We start from the raw sequence: 15,573 nt of genomic DNA on the forward strand, positions 1-15,573 counted from the left end.
TTAGTTCACTAAACTTAGTCCACTTGATCGTATTTTTCAATCTGGAGCCCAATATGCCCCGCGTTACCCACCTTAAGTCCAGCAACCATCGCCGCATGCCGTGGAAGAATGGCGGCGGGGAGACGGTGGAAATTGCTGTCTTCCCCGAGAGCGCGGCGCTCGGCGCATTCGATTGGCGGGTCAGTATGGCGACGGTTGCCAGCGATGGACCGTTTTCGATTTTCGAGGGGATCGACCGGACTTTGTCGATCCTCACAGGCAACGGCATGTCGCTCGCCATCGGCGGCCGGGCTCCCGTTTTGCTGACCAGATCGAGCGAGCCGCTCGCCTTCCCTGCCGACGTTCCGGTGGCCGCCACCCTCGCCGATGGCACGATCACCGACCTGAATGTCATGACGCGGCGCGGGGGACTTGCACACAGCGTCGTACGGCTTGCAGTCGATGGTGATTGGACTGGGACAGCGAATGCCGGCACGGTTCTGCTTCTTTGCCGCGACGGCAGCCTCGTCTGCGAATACGGTGGAGAAAATGCAGCACTCGAGAATGACGACGCGGTCCTGGCCGCAGTGGAACACCCGTCTCCATTCGTTCTTCGCGGCCGCGCAACCTGCTATCTGATCCACATCCGGCAGGCGTAGCACGCCACGCCTGCCGCCTCGCCAAGCAATCAGGCGCGATCCAGCTCGCTGCGCAGCCGGTGCAGGAAGAGTTTCAGCTGCTCTTCATCGACGCCGACGAGGTGCCGCTTTTCCGGATAGGCGCCGGCTTTGACATCCTCGGCGAATTCGGTGAAGGCCGCGATACGTTCGCGCTGCAACCGGTCATGCTCGGCTGCAAAGTTGCGATAGACCTTGGCGTGGCGCGGATAGTGGTCCCGGTTGGCGCCGAGCACATCGTCGGCGAAGAGATATTGCGCATCGCAGCCGGTTCCGGCACCCATGGAGATCATCAGCAGCGAAGTGTTCTGGCTGATCGCAGCCGCGACCTCGCCGGGTACGACCTCGATCTCGGCCGCGAAGGCGCCCGCTTCCTCCAGCGCCTTGGTCTGGCGCCAGATCTCGAAGGCGCTCGCAGCTGTCTTGCCGACAGCGCGAAAGCCGCCGGTCCAGGTTGCCTTGGATGGGATGAGGCCGACGTGACCGCAGACGGGAATGCCCTCCTCGCGCATCCGCCGGATGGTGGAGAGCCCGGCAGCGCAATAGACGGCATCACCGCCGGCTTTCAGCGCCTTGAACGCCTCGCGCATATATTCGTCCGCCGAGACCAGATCGCCATATTCAAGCCCAGGGATGGCAAATGGGCTCGGCGCCATCTCGCGGAAGACCGGCCCCAACAGCGCCGGTGGAACCGAGACGATATCGATCTTCGCCTTCTCCGCGGCCTCCGCTTCTTCCAGCGAGGTCACGCGCAGCATCGTAAGTTGACGCTTACCTTTTTCTGCCAAAAGATCGGCGACGGTCGGCCGGATATGCTTCTTCATTCTGTTCTCCATTCAGGCCGCGAGCAGCGACTTCAATTTGACATTGGTTGAGGTCAGGGCCGCCGGATCGGGATGGGCGCGCGCAGCAATCAGCATCTCCGCAAGGCGGATGTCGCGGGCCACTGCGTTTCCGGTTCCAATGCCACTTGCCGCCAGCAGACGGCCGCCGGCATCGAGATGGAAGAGGATGAAGGCGCCGTCGCCGATATCGCGCCTCAGATGCGTCACTGCTCCATCGGAGAGGCCTGCGATCTGCAGTGTCAGATCATACTGATCCGACCAGAACCACGGCACGGCGGAAATCGTCTCGCTGCCGCCCATCATATTGGCGGCGGCGAGGGTGCCCTGCTCCTGCGCATTGCGCCACGATTCGAGTCGCACGCGTTTACCGCCGTAAATTTCAAGGGGAAAAGAGCAGCAGTCTCCAGCAGCATAAATGTCCGGCATGGAGGTCTGCAGATGGGTATCGACAGCGATACCGTTATCAACAGCAAGACCTGCTTTTTCCGCCAGCTCGACATTCGGCCGGGCGCCGATTCCAACGAGAATCATGTCGGCTTCCAGCGTCTCGCCCGCCATGCGGATGAAGGCATGTCCCTGCGCTTCGCCGATCTCTTCGATCGCTGCTCCGCAGCGCAGATCAATCCCTTCGCCACGATGACGCTCCGCCAGCGCATGCGCGATCTCCTCCGGCACGCCTCGCTTCAGCACCCGCTCAAGCCCCTCGATGAGGGTGACGCGCGCGCCGAGCTTGATCGCCGTTGACGCCACCTCGAGGCCGATAAAACCGCCGCCGATAATGGCGATATGCTTGCCCGGCTGCATGACACCGCGCAGGGCAATCGCGTCCTGGTGCGCGCGCAGCGCCCGGATCCGCGCGCTCATCGCAGGCGCACCGGGAAACTCCCTGGCGCTGGCACCCGTCGCCAGCAGCAGCTTGTCATAGGAGATCACCGCGCCATCGGAGAGCACCATATTCCGAGCTTCCGGATCGAGACTCTCCACCGAAACGCCCGTTAGCAGGCGGATATTCGCCGCCTCATAGCGTTCGGCAGCGGCGATCAATTTGGGCTCGATCGTTTCGCTGAGGCTCGCCTTCGATAGCGGTGGCCGCTCGTACGGCAGCAGGGTTTCGGTTCCGACAAGCGTGATGCTGCCGTCAAAACCCTTTTCGCGCAGCGCAAAGGCAGCGCGGGCGCCGCATTCTCCGGCCCCGACAATGACGAAATGAGACATGATCGCCTCCTAGAGAGAGATGAAGACGGCGCCGCCTTCGACCTTGACCGGATAGGTCTTCAGGTTGACGCAGACGGGAGCGCCTTTGGCCTCGCCTGTCTTGTAGCTGAAGCGGCCGTTATGTTTCGGACATTCGATGATGTCGTCCATCACCAGACCATCCGCGAGGTGAATGCGCTCGTGGGTGCAGAGCCCGTCCGTCGCAAAGAACTCGTCGTCGGGGCTGCGATAGACCGCGAAGGTTTTGCCGTCGTGATCGAAGCGGATGACATCCTCCTCATCGATATCATCGGCCGCGCAGACTTCGATCCAGTTTCCGCTCATGTTCTTTTCCTCCCAGATATGTCGTTTATTGTGCGGCGGGGGCGAGCTCGCCGTGGAACTCCTCGCGATAGGGCCGTGCCGTCTGCGGCAGTTCGCGCTTCAGGAAATAGTCCTCATTGCGCAGTTGGCGCAGGAAGGCCGGGATCATTTCCTTGTAGCCCGACCACATCGAGGCGTTCGGCGCCGGAAGATCGTGTTTGATCATCGCGTGCAGCTGCGGTAGCGCGTGATAAGGCACCATCGGGAACATGTGATGCTCGACGTGATAGTTCATGTTCCAGTAGATGAAGCGGCTGATCGGGTTCATGTAGACGGTGCGGCTGTTCAGCCGGTGATCGATGACATTGTCGGCAAGGCCGCCATGCTGTAGCAGACCGGTCAGCACATGGTGCCATGCGCCGTAGAGACGCGGCAGACCAATCAGCATCAAAGGCAGGAACGAGCCCAGATAGACCGCGATCGCGATGGTCACGACATAGATCGCCAGCCAGATGCGCGCGACCTGGATCGTCTTCGGCTGTTCCATCTCCGGGATAAAGGTTTTCTCGGCAGCGCTGATGACACCGAAGGCGTTGCGCAGCATATCGATGACAGCATATCCGGCGTCGAGAATGCCGAAGAAATTGAGGATCAGCCGGAAGAGATCCGGCGGGCGCATGACGGCGATTTCGGGGTCGCGGCCGACGATGACGGTGTCGGTGTGATGGCGCGTATGGCTCCAGCGCCAGGTCACCGGATTGCGCATGATCATGAAGCAGGCGATCTGATAGACGGCATCGTTCATCCAGCGCGTCTTGAATGCCGTGCCATGACCACACTCGTGCCAGCGGCTGTCGGACGCCGAGCCGTAGAGCACGCCATAGGCCAGGAAAAAGGGCACGCAGAGCCACGAGCCCCAGAAATAGATGCCGAGACCGGCGAAGATCACCATGCTGCCGAGCCAGATGACCGTGTCGCGGATCGCCGCCGCATCGGAGCGCTGCATCAGCGCCTTCATCTCCTTGCGCGACACTTCGGTGTGATACCATTCGGCCGCGGCAAGCCCAGTCTCAACCGCCCGGCGGCTGCTCTCGCCCAGCAGGCTATAATCGCGTTTCATCGTCTCGGTCATTCTTGCCTCCCGCCGCTCCTTGGCTGCCATGAAGGTTAAGTTGACTTTGCGCCGGGCTCAATGCAGTCTTGATATATTCTATCAAAAGACATCACGACTGACTTTCATTCGTGATGGAATCCATCAGGAAGAACGATGCGCCGACCAACCATTTCCGATCTCGCCCGCAGCTCCGGCGTCAGTGTCGCGACCGTCGATCGCGTGTTGAACGGCAGGCATAAGGTGCGCGAGGAGACGGCACGCCGGGTCTATGACGCAGCGCAATCGATCGGTTACCACGCGGTCGGCCTCATCCGGCAGCGGGTGTTCGAGGACCTGCCGCGCTATCAACTGGCCTTTCTGCTGCAGAAGCCGATGCAATCCTTCTACCAGGCCTTTGCCCGCGAGATCGAGCTTGCGGCTGCGGCCTGCACCACCGCACGGCTGCAGATTCAGATCGATTACCCCCCCGCCTCGACCCCTGCCGCCATCATCGAAAAGCTCAGGAGCCTGACGGCCCGCAATCAGGCGGTGGCCATGGTGGCGCCCGATTATCCGGCGGTGACGGCCGCCGTCGAGGAGCTGAAGCAGAAGGGTATTCCGGTTTTCACCGTCCTTTCCGACTTCGCGGAGGGCGTGCGCGCCGGCTATCTCGGCCTCGACAACCGCAAGGTCGGGCGCTCGGCCGCCTGGACGATCGCACGCACGGCCCGGAAGCCCGGAAAGGTAGCCTGTTTCGTCGGCAGCCATCGCTTCCATGGCCACGAGCTGCGCGAAATGGGCTTCCGCTCCTATTTCCGCGAGGAGGCGCCGGAATTCGATCTGCTGGAGACGTTAATCAATCTCGATACGGTCGAGATCACCCACGAGGCGACGTCGACATTGCTGCAGAAACATCCCGATCTTGCCGGCCTCTATGTCTGCGGCGGCGGCATGGAGGGGGCGATTGCTGCCATCCGTGAGGAGAAGCGCACCGGCGAAGTGGCGCTGATCGTCAACGAACTCGTTCCCGAGAGCAAGGAGGGCCTGATGGACGGCACGGTGACCATGGCGATCAGCACGCCGCTGCCGGCACTTTGCCGCGAGCTGATCACCCAGATGACCGCCGCGATCGAAACCGGGGAAGCGGGGAGCGCCGGCCAGAGTTTTCTGCCGCTCGAGATCTATATCCCCGAGAATATCTAGAATGATGGAATTCCATCATTTCGTTGAAATTCTATCACAGATGATAGGGACGCATGGCCTTCTGCCGCTAGCGGCGCTTCGAATTTCAGATAGAGATTCGATCGACCATTGATCCGCACTTGCGCACCGCAAGCGCGCCCCGGGAGGACCCACATATGACATCCATTCGCTACGCGCTGAACCATATGGCCGCGCCGAAACTTGGTATCGACGATTTCTTCGCGCTGGCGAAGAGCCTAGGCATCGATGCGGTTGAGATCCGTAACGACCTCGATGGCAACGCCATTCTCGACGGAACGCAGCCGTCGGAGATCAAGGCGGCGGCAGCCCGCCATGGCGTGACGATCATCTCGATCAACGCCCTGCAGCGCTTCAACGAGTGGAACGACACCCGTGCCGCTGAAGCCCGGGAACTCATCGACTATGCCGCAGCCTGCGGCGCCAAGGCACTGGTGCTGGTGCCGAAAAATGACGGCACCGGCCGCGAGGATGGCGCACGTCAGGCCAATCTGCGCCAGTCGCTCACCGCTCTGAAGCCGATGCTGGATGCAGCCGGGATCACCGGTCTCGTCGAGCCGCTCGGCTTCGAGATCTGCTCGCTGAGCTCGAAGACCGAGGCTGCCGAGGCGATCCGTGAACTCGGCGCCGAAGGCAGCTTCAAGCTGGTGCATGACACGTTCCATCATCACCTCGCCGGCGAGGCCGCAATCTTCGCTGATCTCACCGGGCTGATCCACATTTCCGGCGTCGACGACGCCAAGGTGACGGTATCGGACATGCGCGATCCGCACCGGGTTCTGGTGACGTCAGCTGATCGGCTCGACAATGCCGGGCAGGTGCGTTCGCTGCTGCAGGCTGGATACACAGGCCCTTGCTCCTTCGAGCCCTTCTCGCCGGAAGTCCACGGCTTGCAGGACCCGGCTGCAGCGCTGCGCCAGAGCATGGATTACCTCGCGTCGGCGGTTTAGAGCGTGTCGCGGCCGCGGAAGCGGCGCTGATAGGCGGGATCATAGAGCGAGCTCTCACGAAAATCGCTTGCTGACAGGGACGGACCGGCGAAGATGATCGCCGTCCGTTCGATCGGTTCAGCGGCAACCTTCGCCTCGATATCGCCAAGCGTGCCGCGAATGATCCGCTCATCCGGCCAAGATGCCTTGACGACGATCGCAACCGGGCAATCGGCGCCATAAAGGGGCGTAAGCTCAGTCACGACCTGCGGCAAGGCATGGATCGCCAGGTGAATGGCGAGCGTCGAGCCCGTCGCCCCGAATTTCTCCAGCGTTTCGCCATTCGGCATCGGCGATGCGCGGCCGGAGACGCGCGTCAGCACAAGGCTCTGCGCAACCGCCGGGATCGTCAATTCACGGCCGAGCGCAGAGGCGGCGGCGGCAAAGGCCGGAACACCCGGCGTCATTGTGTAGCCGATACTATGCTTTTCCAGGCGGCGGATCTGCTCGGCGACAGCGCTCCAGACGGAGAGATCGCCGGAATGCAGGCGGGCGACATCTTCGCCCGCATCGGCAGCCCGAAGATATTCCGCCTCGATCTCGTCGAGCGACATCGGCGCGGTATCGACGATCCGGGCGCCGGGCGGGCAATATTGCAGCAGCTCCGGCGAGACGATCGATCCCGCATAGAGGCAGACCGGGCATTTCGCGATCAGATCGCGGCCGCGAACGGTGATGAGGTCGGCGGCACCTGGCCCGGCACCGATGAAATGTACGGTCATTCCTGATCCTTTATCCAGCGCCATTGCGTGACCGGCATAGCCGGGCGCCAGCCGCTCATCGTGCCGACAGCCGCTGCGCGGGAAATATCGAGGCGGGTGAGCGAGCCGCCGCGTTTTGCATATTCGGATAGCAGCAAGGCTTCCATCTCCAGCGTCACGGCATTGGCAACCAGTCGGCCGCCGGGCTTCAGGGCCGCGATCGCCGCTTCCAGGACACCCGGCTCGCTTCCGCCGCCGCCGATGAAGATCGCATCCGGTTCCGGCAGGCCGGCAAGGGCAGCCGGCGCCGCACCTTCGACAAGGGCCAGATGCGGCACGCCAAGCGCCGTTGCATTGCGCGCCGCGCGCGCGGCGCGTTCCGGCGACTGCTCGATGGCGATCGCTTTCAGCGACGGGTCACAGAGCATCCACTCGATGCCGACAGAGCCGGATCCGGCGCCGATATCCCACAACAATTCGCCATGGCGCGGCGCCAGCGCAGACAACGTCACCGCGCGGATCTCGCGCTTGGTGATCTGGCCGTCATGCTCGAACAGCGCATCGTCAAGGCCGCTTGCAAAGGAGATGATGCGGGCAGCCTTGTCCGCCACGACCTCGATCGCGCAGACATTCAACGGATCGATACGCTCAAGCGCAAACTCGGTCGCGGTCACCGTGCGGACACGCTCGCGCTCGCCGCCGAGGGCTTCCAGCACGGTCATGCGGGAGCGGCCAAAGCCGATACCGGTCAGCAGCGCCGCGATGGCTGCCGGGCCATTCTCGTCGGAGGTCAGCGCAATGATCCGGCGCCCGTCGTGCAGATGGGGCAGGATTAGCTCGACCGGGCGGCCGTGAAGCGAGATTGCCGCGGCGTCCTGCAGCGGCCAGCCGAGCCGCGATGCGGCAAGACTGAATGCCGAAGGCGCCGGGATCACACGCATCTCGCCGGTGCCGATGCGCCGGGACAGCGTTGCGCCGATGCCGTAGAGAAAGGGATCGCCCGATGCGAGGACAACGACGGGCGTGCCCCTATGCGCAACAATGTCTTCGACCGAGCGCTCGAACGGGCTTTGCCAGACCCGCCGCTCACCGGAGATCAAGCCGTCCATCAGCGCATGATGCCGCGCCCCGCCGTAAACCACCGGAGCGCCTGTGATCAGACGTTTTGCCTCTTCGCCCAGCCCATCTGGACCATCCTCGCCGGTACCGATAATGATCAGCCATGGCTTTTCGGATCGGGATGGCAGATCAGACATGGCGGCATACCGGGTTCTGATTTTGGGCGGGACGAGCGAGGCGCGCGCATTGGCGGCCGCCCTTCGCGATCGTGACGGGCTCGATATTCTGCTGTCGCTGGCCGGAAGAACCGAAAATCCGTCCACACAGCCGGTTTCTATCCGCATCGGCGGATTCGGCGGCGCCGAAGGTCTCGCGGCATTCCTTGCCGAGGGAAAATTCGATCTGCTTGTCGACGCGACCCATCCGTTTGCCGCGCGTATCTCGGCCAATGCCGCCGAGGCTGCGCAGATATCCGGCGTTCCGGCCGTCGCGCTGCGCCGTCCGCAGTGGCGCGAAGAGCCCGGCGACCGCTGGATCCAGTTCTCCACCATCCCGGCCGCAATTGCAGCGCTCGGCACAGTACCACGCCGCGTCTTTCTGGCCACCGGCCGCCAGGAGGCACATGCGGCCGAGGCGGCGGCGCAACATTTCTATCTTGTCAGAAGCGTCGATCCGGTGACCCCGCCTCTGGCGCTGGCCGATGCGACCTTCATCCTCGATCGCGGCCCCTTCGTGCTCGATGCCGAACTGGCGCTTCTTCGGGAATATCGGATCGATACGATCGTCGCCAAGAACAGTGGTGGTGACGCCACCTACGCCAAGATCGAGGCGGCGCGCGCTCTTGGCATTGAAGTCTTTATGATCGGCCGTGCCGTAGCGCCCGCCATGGAGACGGTCGAGACTGTCGGGGAGGCGCTGGCGGCGATCGATCACCGGCTTCCTCCGGCCATGAAACGTGGCGTATAGACAAGATCGGATTTGCCGTCCCGGGCGATGATGCGGGTCTCCGGCGAGCCGATGATGACACAGGTTGCCATATCTGCAACCGCCGCGTCGGCAGTCGCGAGCGGCTGGACAACGATGCGCTCATCAGGCCTTCCGGCCGCTCGCCCGAAGATGACGGGCGTGGTGCCGGGCAACTCCCGGCGCAACAGCTCGAAGGCCCGCCCCAGCTGCCAGGGCCGCGCCTTGCTGATCGGATTATAGAGGGCAATCACGAAGCCAGCCTGAGCCGCAAGCGCCAGCCGCTTTTCGATGATCTCCCAAGGCTTCAGATTGTCCGACAGCGAGATGGCACAGAAATCGTGGCCAAGCGGCGCGCCTGTGCGCGCAGCAACCGCCAGCATGGCGGTGATACCGGGCAGAACGACGAGATCGACGGCGCGCCATGCGGGATCACCATTGTCGATCGCCTCGCAAAGAGCGGCAGCCATGGCGAAAACACCGGGATCGCCGCCGGAAACGACGCAGACCGTCCGTCCTCCGGCCGCCATCGTCAGCGCGGCCGCGGCACGGTCGAGCTCCTCGCGATTGTCGGAGGTGTGGCGCGTCTGGTGCGGCTCATAGGCTATGCGGTCGAGATAAGGACCATAGCCGAAGAAATCGGTCGAGACGGCAACAGCGCGTGCCGCTTCCGGGGTCATCTGGTCCGGATTGCCCGGGCCGGTGCCGATCACATAGAGCCTGCCGCTCATCGGCTCGCCTCCCAGCCGGGCACAAGCACCAGCGAGAAATACGGCGCTTCGCCATCCGGCCGTTCGGCGAGCTTGATCATCGCCGCATTGGCCATCGTGCCGCGCTCGACATAGACGGCTTCTCGCAACCGGCCGGCTGCTTCCAGCGCCCGCCGGATCTTCGGCAGATTGCGGCCGACCTTCATGATGACGGCGGCCTGCGTGTCGGCCAGCCTGCGGGTCAGTTCCGTTTCCGCCATCGTGCCCGGAAGAACTGACAGCACGTCGTCACCCTGGACGATCGGCATGCCCGCGACCGACCAGCAGCCGGACATGGCGGTAATCCCGGGGATCACCTCGGCCGGGTAGCGATGCGCCAGCCGCACATGCAGATGCATGTAGGAACCATAGAACATCGGATCGCCTTCGCTGAGGATGGCAACGGTCTTTCCGGCATCGAGACGGGCGGCGACGGCTGCGGCCGACGCGTCGTAGAAGGCGGTGATCTGGCTCTGATAGGCCATCTCGCCCTTATCGATCTCGGTGGTCACAGGATAATAGAGCGGCAGAAGCTCGGCGCTTGCGGAAATCAGATGCTGCACGATGGCGCGTCCGTTTCCGCTCCGCCCCTGCTTGGCGAAATAGGCGATGACGTCAGCCGCCTCGATCGCCTTTACTGCTTTGATGGTCAGCAGGTCCGGGTCGCCCGGTCCGGTGCCGACGCCGATCAGACGGCCGGGAGCGCTCATAGTCCGGGCCTCGCCAGCGCGTTGACGGCAGCCGCCGTCATGGCACTGCCACCAAGCCGGCCGCGCACGATCGCATAGGGCACGCCATAGGAATTTTCCGCCAGCGCATCCTTGGATTCCGCCGCGCCGACAAAGCCGACAGGCATGCCGAGAATGGCTGCAGGCTTCGGCCCGCCGTCACGAAGCAATTCCAGGAGATAAAAGAGGGCCGTCGGTGCATTGCCGATCGCGACGACGCTGCCGGCAAGCCGGTCCCGCCACAGTTCGATCGCAGCTGCCGAGCGCGTGTTGCCCTTTGCCTTGGCGAGATCGGGCGTGCGCGGATCGCGCAGCGTGCAGATCACCTCGTTTCCCGCCGGAAGGCGGGCGCGGGTAATGCCATGGGAGACCATTTCCGCATCGCAGAAAACCGGCGCGCCGGACTGCAGAGCCGCACGAGCCGCCTGGACAAAACCGGGCGCAAAGTCGAAATGTGCAGCCGCTTCCACCAGCCCGCAGGCATGGATCATGCGGACTGCCACGTCGGCCTCGTCGGGCGCAAATCGCGACAGATCGGCTTCGTTGCGGATGATCGCGAAAGAGCGCTCGTAGATAGCGTCTCCTTCGCGGATGTAATCGTAGTCTGGCATCCCTAGTCCTGTTGCAGCGCTTTCGCGATGGTGCTGGCGCCAAGCCGCTGAAGGCAGGCAGCCACCGTTTCTCCGGCCCGCCGTTCTGTTCCGGCAAGCTGGGCGAGCCTCTCTATAGCGGATTCGATCCCGCCGCCAGCAATCGTTGCATCCGGCGGGTCCCCGGCCTTACCGTTCATGGAAAGGGCATAAGCATTTCCGCGTCCAGCCAGCGTCAGCGCCGCCTGCGGATGAGCGCAGCCCTTGGCGCAGCCCGACAGATGCACCGTCAGAGATCCATCCAGCAAATCTGGAGCGGTATCTATGATCCGGGCGGCAAGCTTTCGCGTGTCGTAGAAACCTGATGCGCAGGCGCCAGCACCGGCGCAGGCGGCGATGTTGGCAGATGGATCGACCGGGTCGGCGCTGAAACCGCAACTGCCTGCGCGAACTGCGAGCGTCTCGGCTTCCGCGGCGGCAAGGCCGGTGAGAAAAAGCTGCCGGTCGGGGGCCAGCCGGATCTCGATGTCATCGGCAAGATCCGCCAGGAAGGCCCTCAGCGCATCTGCCCGCATCTGGCCAAATCGCGGTCGCAGGCCGAGAACAGCCCTTCCATCCGGCAAGGCGAGAATGCCCGGTACCGGTGTACGAGACGGTGAAAAGGATATGGACTGCGGAGCCTCGGGAAAGGCTGCGTGCAGCGTTTCGATATCGATATCGCGGGCGCGGCTATGGCGGCCGGTCGCGATCAGGATGTCGAGGACATGCCCGACGGCAGTCACGGCCCCGTCGATACCCCCTGAAAACACATGCCATGCCACACGCGCGGTGCCGCCGGCCGCTACCAGCCAGTCGTGACCGGCAAGTGCGACGATGCGGATATCGGCGCTCAGATGATCCAGGCAGAAAACGCCGCGGCCATCGACCAAAATGGCAAGCTTGGGCGCGATATCGGCCGATTGCAGTTTGCCGGCAAGAGTGCTGCGCAACTGCGCTTCCAGCGCAGCCGCATCGCCGAGCTCCGCGCTGTCGATGCCATGCAGCGGCGAAAGCTCGATTGCAGGGCCGGGCGGAACCACGATACCAGCGGCATCGATCGCCAAGGCGAGAGTGCCAACGCTATCGGGTCGCAAGCCGCGGACCTGCAGATTGCCGCGGGCGGTGATTTCAAGGATACCGTTGCCACAGGATGCCGCCGCACTTGCCAGCGCCTTGAGCTGTGCAACGGTCAGGGCGCCGCCGGCCGGGCGCAGACGGACGAGCAGACCGTCACCGGTCTCCATCGGCGCGGCAAGCGTCGGGCAGGCGCCGCGTCGAAGCCCGGTGACCACCGTTTCCTGCAATTGTCTGTTAGCGGCCGCAGCCATGGCACACCCTTCCATCCCCTGTCCTTACAGGATGACGGCGCGCTCGGCAAAGCCGCTCACACCTCGAAGTCGCGCCCCTTGCGCAGCAGGTAGATATCCATGATCCATCCATGCCGCTCGCGCGCCGCGGCACGCATTCTGACGATCTCGTCCGAAACGTCGCCGAGACGGCCGGAATGGATGATTTCGTCGGCAGTGCCAAGATAGGCCCCCCAGAAGATCTCCGCATCCGGATCGTCGATCTGCGAAAACGCCTGAATGCCGTCCAGCATCACGACGGTGCTGTCGGCAGTCAGCCCCTCGTCGGCAAGCCGGCGCCCGGTGGTGATCTCGACCGGCTTGCCGACGAGATTGACCGGGATCTTGTGGCTGGCGGCAAGCGCCTGGATGCTGGTGATCCCCGGGATGACCGTCACCTCGAAGGCGACGCTGCCACGGATCCGCTCGAGGATGCGCAAGGTGCTGTCATAGAGACTGGGATCGCCCCAGACCAGAAAGGCCGCGGCGTCGTTTTCGCCGAGATCGCCGATCATCGAGGCATAGTTCGCAGCGATGGCCGCATGCCATTCATCGACGCTCTGGACGTAGCTCTTTCCCTCGGTCTGCCGCTGCGGCACGGCAAACTCGATCGTCTTCGTCGTTCCGGCATCGAGATAGCGATCGCAGATCTCGCGGCGTACGCTCGCAAGCTCCTCCTTCTTCGCTCCCTTGGTCGGGATGAAGACGCGGTCTGCGCCCTTCATGGCGTTGATCGCCTGAATGGTCACATGATCGGGATTGCCGGTCCCGATGCCGATGACGAAGATCTGTCTCATGACGCCTCCGGCCGCTAGCGGATCAAAAGCGCCGTCCCATAGAGCCCGATCGCAAAGACCGTGTGGGCAATCAGGTTCATGGTGCGTGCCTCGGCCGGGTTCGGCGTCTTCGATGCCGCCCAGCCGATGCCGAGACCGGGCTGCAGCAGAAACCAGCCGGCACCGACGGTGACGATACCGAGAATCCAGGCTGGAATGAAGGTCGGCTCTGCGAGCCAGGACGGGCCCATGAGGATCGCCAGCGCCAGACCGTAGACGATGCCGGTGACGTAGTGGCTGATCCAGCCGAGCGCCAGTTCATGCTCGTAGGGCGCGGCATTGCCGATACTGTCGTGGAACACGATGCCGTTCTTCAGATGATAGAACCAGCGTCCGACCGGCGCCCAGTTGGCGGCGCTCTGCCCGAAGAAGCGGTGCAGAACGATCGCCCAGATGTCCATGAGAACGGTCGCACCGATGCCGATCACGATGCCGCGCCAGATGATATCGAACATGTGAGAATATCCAGATGTGAGAACCCTTACCGTCTTAGCGGCGCCGGGCCCGGCCTGCAACATTGCCCGACGTCATTGATGGAGCAAAACGGCTATTTCGGTTGATCACCCCGCTTGGCCTGCCTAAGCTCGCGCAAAACGAGGGGGATCCAGATGAAGCTCGACCATACCGCCAAGGGCGTCTACGCCATTGCCGCCACGCCCTTTCACCCGGATGGGCGGCTCGATACGGTCTCGGTCGACCGGCTCACGGATTTCTATCTCGAATGCGGTGTGACGGGTCTGACGATCCTCGGCATTATGGGCGAGGCGCCGAAGCTGGAGCCGGAGGAATCGCTGGCGATCACCCGCCAGGTCGTCGGCCGCGCCGGCGTGCCCATCATCGTCGGCGTCTCGGCGCCGGGCTTTGCGGCGATGCGTTCGCTTGCCCGCGGTGTCATGGATCTCGGCGCCGCCGGGGTGATGATCGCCCCGCCGCCTTCGCTGCGCACCGACGACCAGATCATCGGCTATTATGCGCATGCCGTCGAAGCGATCGGGGATGACATTCCTTTCGTCATCCAGGACTATCCGCTGACGCTGACCGTAGTGATGACGCCTGGTGTGATCCAGAAGATCGTCAACAATCACCGCTCCTGCGTCATGCTTAAACATGAGGACTGGCCGGGGCTGGAGAAGATTTCGAAGCTGCGCGCCGCGCACAAGGCCGGCGAGATGCGGGATATCTCGATTCTCTGCGGCAATGGCGGGCTGTTCCTCGATTTCGAGCTGGAACGCGGCGCTGACGGCGCGATGACCGGCTATGCCTTCCCCGACATGCTCGCCGATGTCGTCCGCCTGCAGCAGAAAGGCAGGCGCGACGAAGCGCATGATCTCTTCGACGCCCACCTGCCGCTGGTGCGCTACGAGCAGCAACAGGGCGTCGGCCTTGCCGTGCGCAAATATGTGCTGCAGAAGCGCGGCGCGATCGCCAGCGACGCCCAGCGCAAACCAGCGAGCGCCATCAGCGACAAGGCAAGAGCCGAGGTCGATTATCTCCTCTCGCGTCTCGCCAGATACGACAAGCGCGCCGCGTTCTAGACCGTCACACGGCTTACACTCATCTCTGACCAAATTGACGCAGGCGGGTGCCGCCGATTGTGCGGAGCGAAAAGTGGAATATAGTGATTTCAGAAATTTCTGAAATCACAGATATTACGGAAATCACTGTCATGAACCTTCCGCCACTCGTTCAATCCTTCGTTCTGCATTTCGGCGAGATGGGCTCGCGCTGGGGGATCAACCGCACCGTCGGCCAGATCTACGCGCTGCTTTACGTCTCGCCCGAACCGCTCTGCGCCGAGGACATCGTCGATGCGCTCGGCATCTCGCGCTCGAACGTGTCGATGAGCCTGCGCGAGCTACAGGCGTGGAACCTCGTGCTGATGAAGCACAAGCCGGATGACCGCCGGGATTTCTTCTCGACGCCTGACGATGTCTGGCTGATCCTGCGTACGCTCGCCGAGGAGCGCAAGAAGCGCGAGGTCGATCCGACCCTCTCCGTGCTGCGCGAAATCCTGATGCAGCGGCCGGCCAGTGACCACGAGCGATATGCCCAACAGCGCATGGGCGAGATGCACGGGCTGATCGAGCAGCTGACGCATTGGTATGAAGACGTAAAACAACTTGAAACCGAGCGCCTCGCAACATTACTATCTCTGGGGGCAAAAGTTACGAAGCTTCTGGAAGCCAAGGACCGGGTGATTTCGCTCGGCCGCGGCCGCCGTCCTGCGAACAAGAGTTAGC

General features: G+C 63.2%; 18 protein-coding genes. 6 read left to right on the forward strand and 12 right to left on the reverse strand.

The window, feature by feature from the left end; translation table 11 throughout:
* Positions 1-53 precede the first annotated feature (53 nt).
* Positions 54-638: a HutD/Ves family protein gene (locus AB4Z25_RS22855; protein WP_442209209.1), complete on the forward strand. Its 585-nt coding sequence runs from the start codon at positions 54-56 to the stop codon at positions 636-638.
* Between the two features lie 29 nt (positions 639-667).
* Here AB4Z25_RS22855 and AB4Z25_RS22860 read toward each other — a convergent pair whose 3' ends face one another.
* Genes AB4Z25_RS22860 through AB4Z25_RS22875 form a run of 4 tightly spaced genes read right to left on the reverse strand, consistent with a single transcriptional unit; the run spans position 668 to position 4,151 of the window.
* Entirely contained in the window at positions 668-1,480 is an 813-nt protein-coding gene (locus AB4Z25_RS22860) for a 3-methyl-2-oxobutanoate hydroxymethyltransferase (RefSeq protein ID WP_442209210.1), read from the reverse strand.
* Positions 1,481-1,492: 12 nt separating this feature from the next.
* Entirely contained in the window at positions 1,493-2,716 is a 1,224-nt protein-coding gene (locus AB4Z25_RS22865) for an NAD(P)/FAD-dependent oxidoreductase (RefSeq protein WP_442209212.1), read from the reverse strand.
* Between the two features lie 9 nt (positions 2,717-2,725).
* Positions 2,726-3,040, reverse strand: coding sequence for a MocE family 2Fe-2S type ferredoxin (locus tag AB4Z25_RS22870; RefSeq protein ID WP_112388900.1), 315 nt, complete (start codon positions 3,038-3,040; stop codon positions 2,726-2,728).
* A gap of 25 nt (positions 3,041-3,065) precedes the next feature.
* A complete protein-coding gene (locus AB4Z25_RS22875; RefSeq protein WP_112597951.1) occupies positions 3,066-4,151 on the reverse strand; it encodes a fatty acid desaturase family protein in 1,086 nt (361 codons plus the stop codon).
* Between the two features lie 135 nt (positions 4,152-4,286).
* On the opposite strand from AB4Z25_RS22875, the gene AB4Z25_RS22880 reads away from it, so the two are divergent.
* Together AB4Z25_RS22880 and AB4Z25_RS22885 are read left to right on the forward strand one after the other, a co-directional pair.
* A complete protein-coding gene (locus AB4Z25_RS22880) occupies positions 4,287-5,315 on the forward strand; it encodes a LacI family DNA-binding transcriptional regulator (protein ID WP_442209215.1) in 1,029 nt (342 codons plus the stop codon).
* 155 nt (positions 5,316-5,470) lie between these two features.
* Entirely contained in the window at positions 5,471-6,283 is an 813-nt protein-coding gene (locus AB4Z25_RS22885) for a TIM barrel protein (RefSeq protein ID WP_442209217.1), read from the forward strand.
* Here the strand turns inward: AB4Z25_RS22885 and cobM are convergent.
* Both cobM and cbiE read right to left on the reverse strand, forming a co-directional pair.
* The gene (cobM, locus tag AB4Z25_RS22890; protein ID WP_442209218.1) at positions 6,280-7,044 is read right to left on the reverse strand and encodes a precorrin-4 C(11)-methyltransferase; all 765 of its coding nucleotides are present in this window, start codon (positions 7,042-7,044) and stop codon (positions 6,280-6,282) included. The genes AB4Z25_RS22885 and cobM overlap by 4 nt on opposite strands.
* Positions 7,041-8,279, reverse strand: coding sequence for a precorrin-6y C5,15-methyltransferase (decarboxylating) subunit CbiE (cbiE, locus tag AB4Z25_RS22895; RefSeq protein ID WP_442209220.1), 1,239 nt, complete (start codon positions 8,277-8,279; stop codon positions 7,041-7,043). Before cbiE ends, cobM begins: the two co-directional genes overlap by 4 nt.
* Between cbiE and AB4Z25_RS22900 the strand changes: the two genes are divergently transcribed.
* The gene (locus tag AB4Z25_RS22900) at positions 8,278-9,048 is read left to right on the forward strand and encodes a cobalt-precorrin-6A reductase (protein WP_442209222.1); all 771 of its coding nucleotides are present in this window, start codon (positions 8,278-8,280) and stop codon (positions 9,046-9,048) included. The genes cbiE and AB4Z25_RS22900 overlap by 2 nt on opposite strands.
* On the opposite strand, the gene AB4Z25_RS22905 is transcribed toward AB4Z25_RS22900, so the two are convergent.
* From AB4Z25_RS22905 to AB4Z25_RS22930, 6 genes are read right to left on the reverse strand one after another with little or no spacing between them, the layout of a single operon-like run.
* Complete coding sequence (locus AB4Z25_RS22905) at positions 9,012-9,776, reverse strand: precorrin-3B C(17)-methyltransferase (RefSeq protein WP_442209223.1); 765 nt, start codon at positions 9,774-9,776, stop codon at positions 9,012-9,014. The genes AB4Z25_RS22900 and AB4Z25_RS22905 overlap by 37 nt on opposite strands.
* Positions 9,773-10,504 carry a precorrin-2 C(20)-methyltransferase gene (locus AB4Z25_RS22910; RefSeq protein WP_442209225.1) on the reverse strand — a complete coding sequence of 244 codons (732 nt, stop codon included), beginning with the start codon at positions 10,502-10,504 and terminating at the stop codon, positions 9,773-9,775. Before AB4Z25_RS22910 ends, AB4Z25_RS22905 begins: the two co-directional genes overlap by 4 nt.
* On the reverse strand, positions 10,501-11,133 hold the full coding sequence (locus tag AB4Z25_RS22915) for a precorrin-8X methylmutase (protein ID WP_442209227.1): 633 nt from the start codon (positions 11,131-11,133) through the stop codon (positions 10,501-10,503). Before AB4Z25_RS22915 ends, AB4Z25_RS22910 begins: the two co-directional genes overlap by 4 nt.
* Before the next feature lie 2 nt (positions 11,134-11,135).
* Complete coding sequence (cobG, locus tag AB4Z25_RS22920; protein WP_442209229.1) at positions 11,136-12,479, reverse strand: precorrin-3B synthase; 1,344 nt, start codon at positions 12,477-12,479, stop codon at positions 11,136-11,138.
* Positions 12,480-12,535: 56 nt separating this feature from the next.
* Complete coding sequence (gene cobF / locus AB4Z25_RS22925; RefSeq protein ID WP_442209230.1) at positions 12,536-13,294, reverse strand: precorrin-6A synthase (deacetylating); 759 nt, start codon at positions 13,292-13,294, stop codon at positions 12,536-12,538.
* A 14-nt stretch (positions 13,295-13,308) separates the two neighbouring features.
* Positions 13,309-13,788: a DUF2938 domain-containing protein gene (locus AB4Z25_RS22930; protein WP_442209231.1), complete on the reverse strand. Its 480-nt coding sequence runs from the start codon at positions 13,786-13,788 to the stop codon at positions 13,309-13,311.
* A gap of 153 nt (positions 13,789-13,941) precedes the next feature.
* Here AB4Z25_RS22930 and AB4Z25_RS22935 point away from each other — a divergent pair, with 153 nt between their 5' ends.
* Both AB4Z25_RS22935 and AB4Z25_RS22940 read left to right on the forward strand, forming a co-directional pair.
* On the forward strand, positions 13,942-14,868 hold the full coding sequence (locus AB4Z25_RS22935) for a dihydrodipicolinate synthase family protein (RefSeq protein WP_442209232.1): 927 nt from the start codon (positions 13,942-13,944) through the stop codon (positions 14,866-14,868).
* 131 nt (positions 14,869-14,999) lie between these two features.
* A complete protein-coding gene (locus AB4Z25_RS22940; RefSeq protein ID WP_112388886.1) occupies positions 15,000-15,572 on the forward strand; it encodes a GbsR/MarR family transcriptional regulator in 573 nt (190 codons plus the stop codon).
* Position 15,573 lies beyond the last annotated feature (1 nt).

The sequence above is a fragment of the Rhizobium sp. RAF36 genome (genome assembly GCF_052114105.1).
Classification (GTDB): domain Bacteria; phylum Pseudomonadota; class Alphaproteobacteria; order Rhizobiales; family Rhizobiaceae; genus Rhizobium.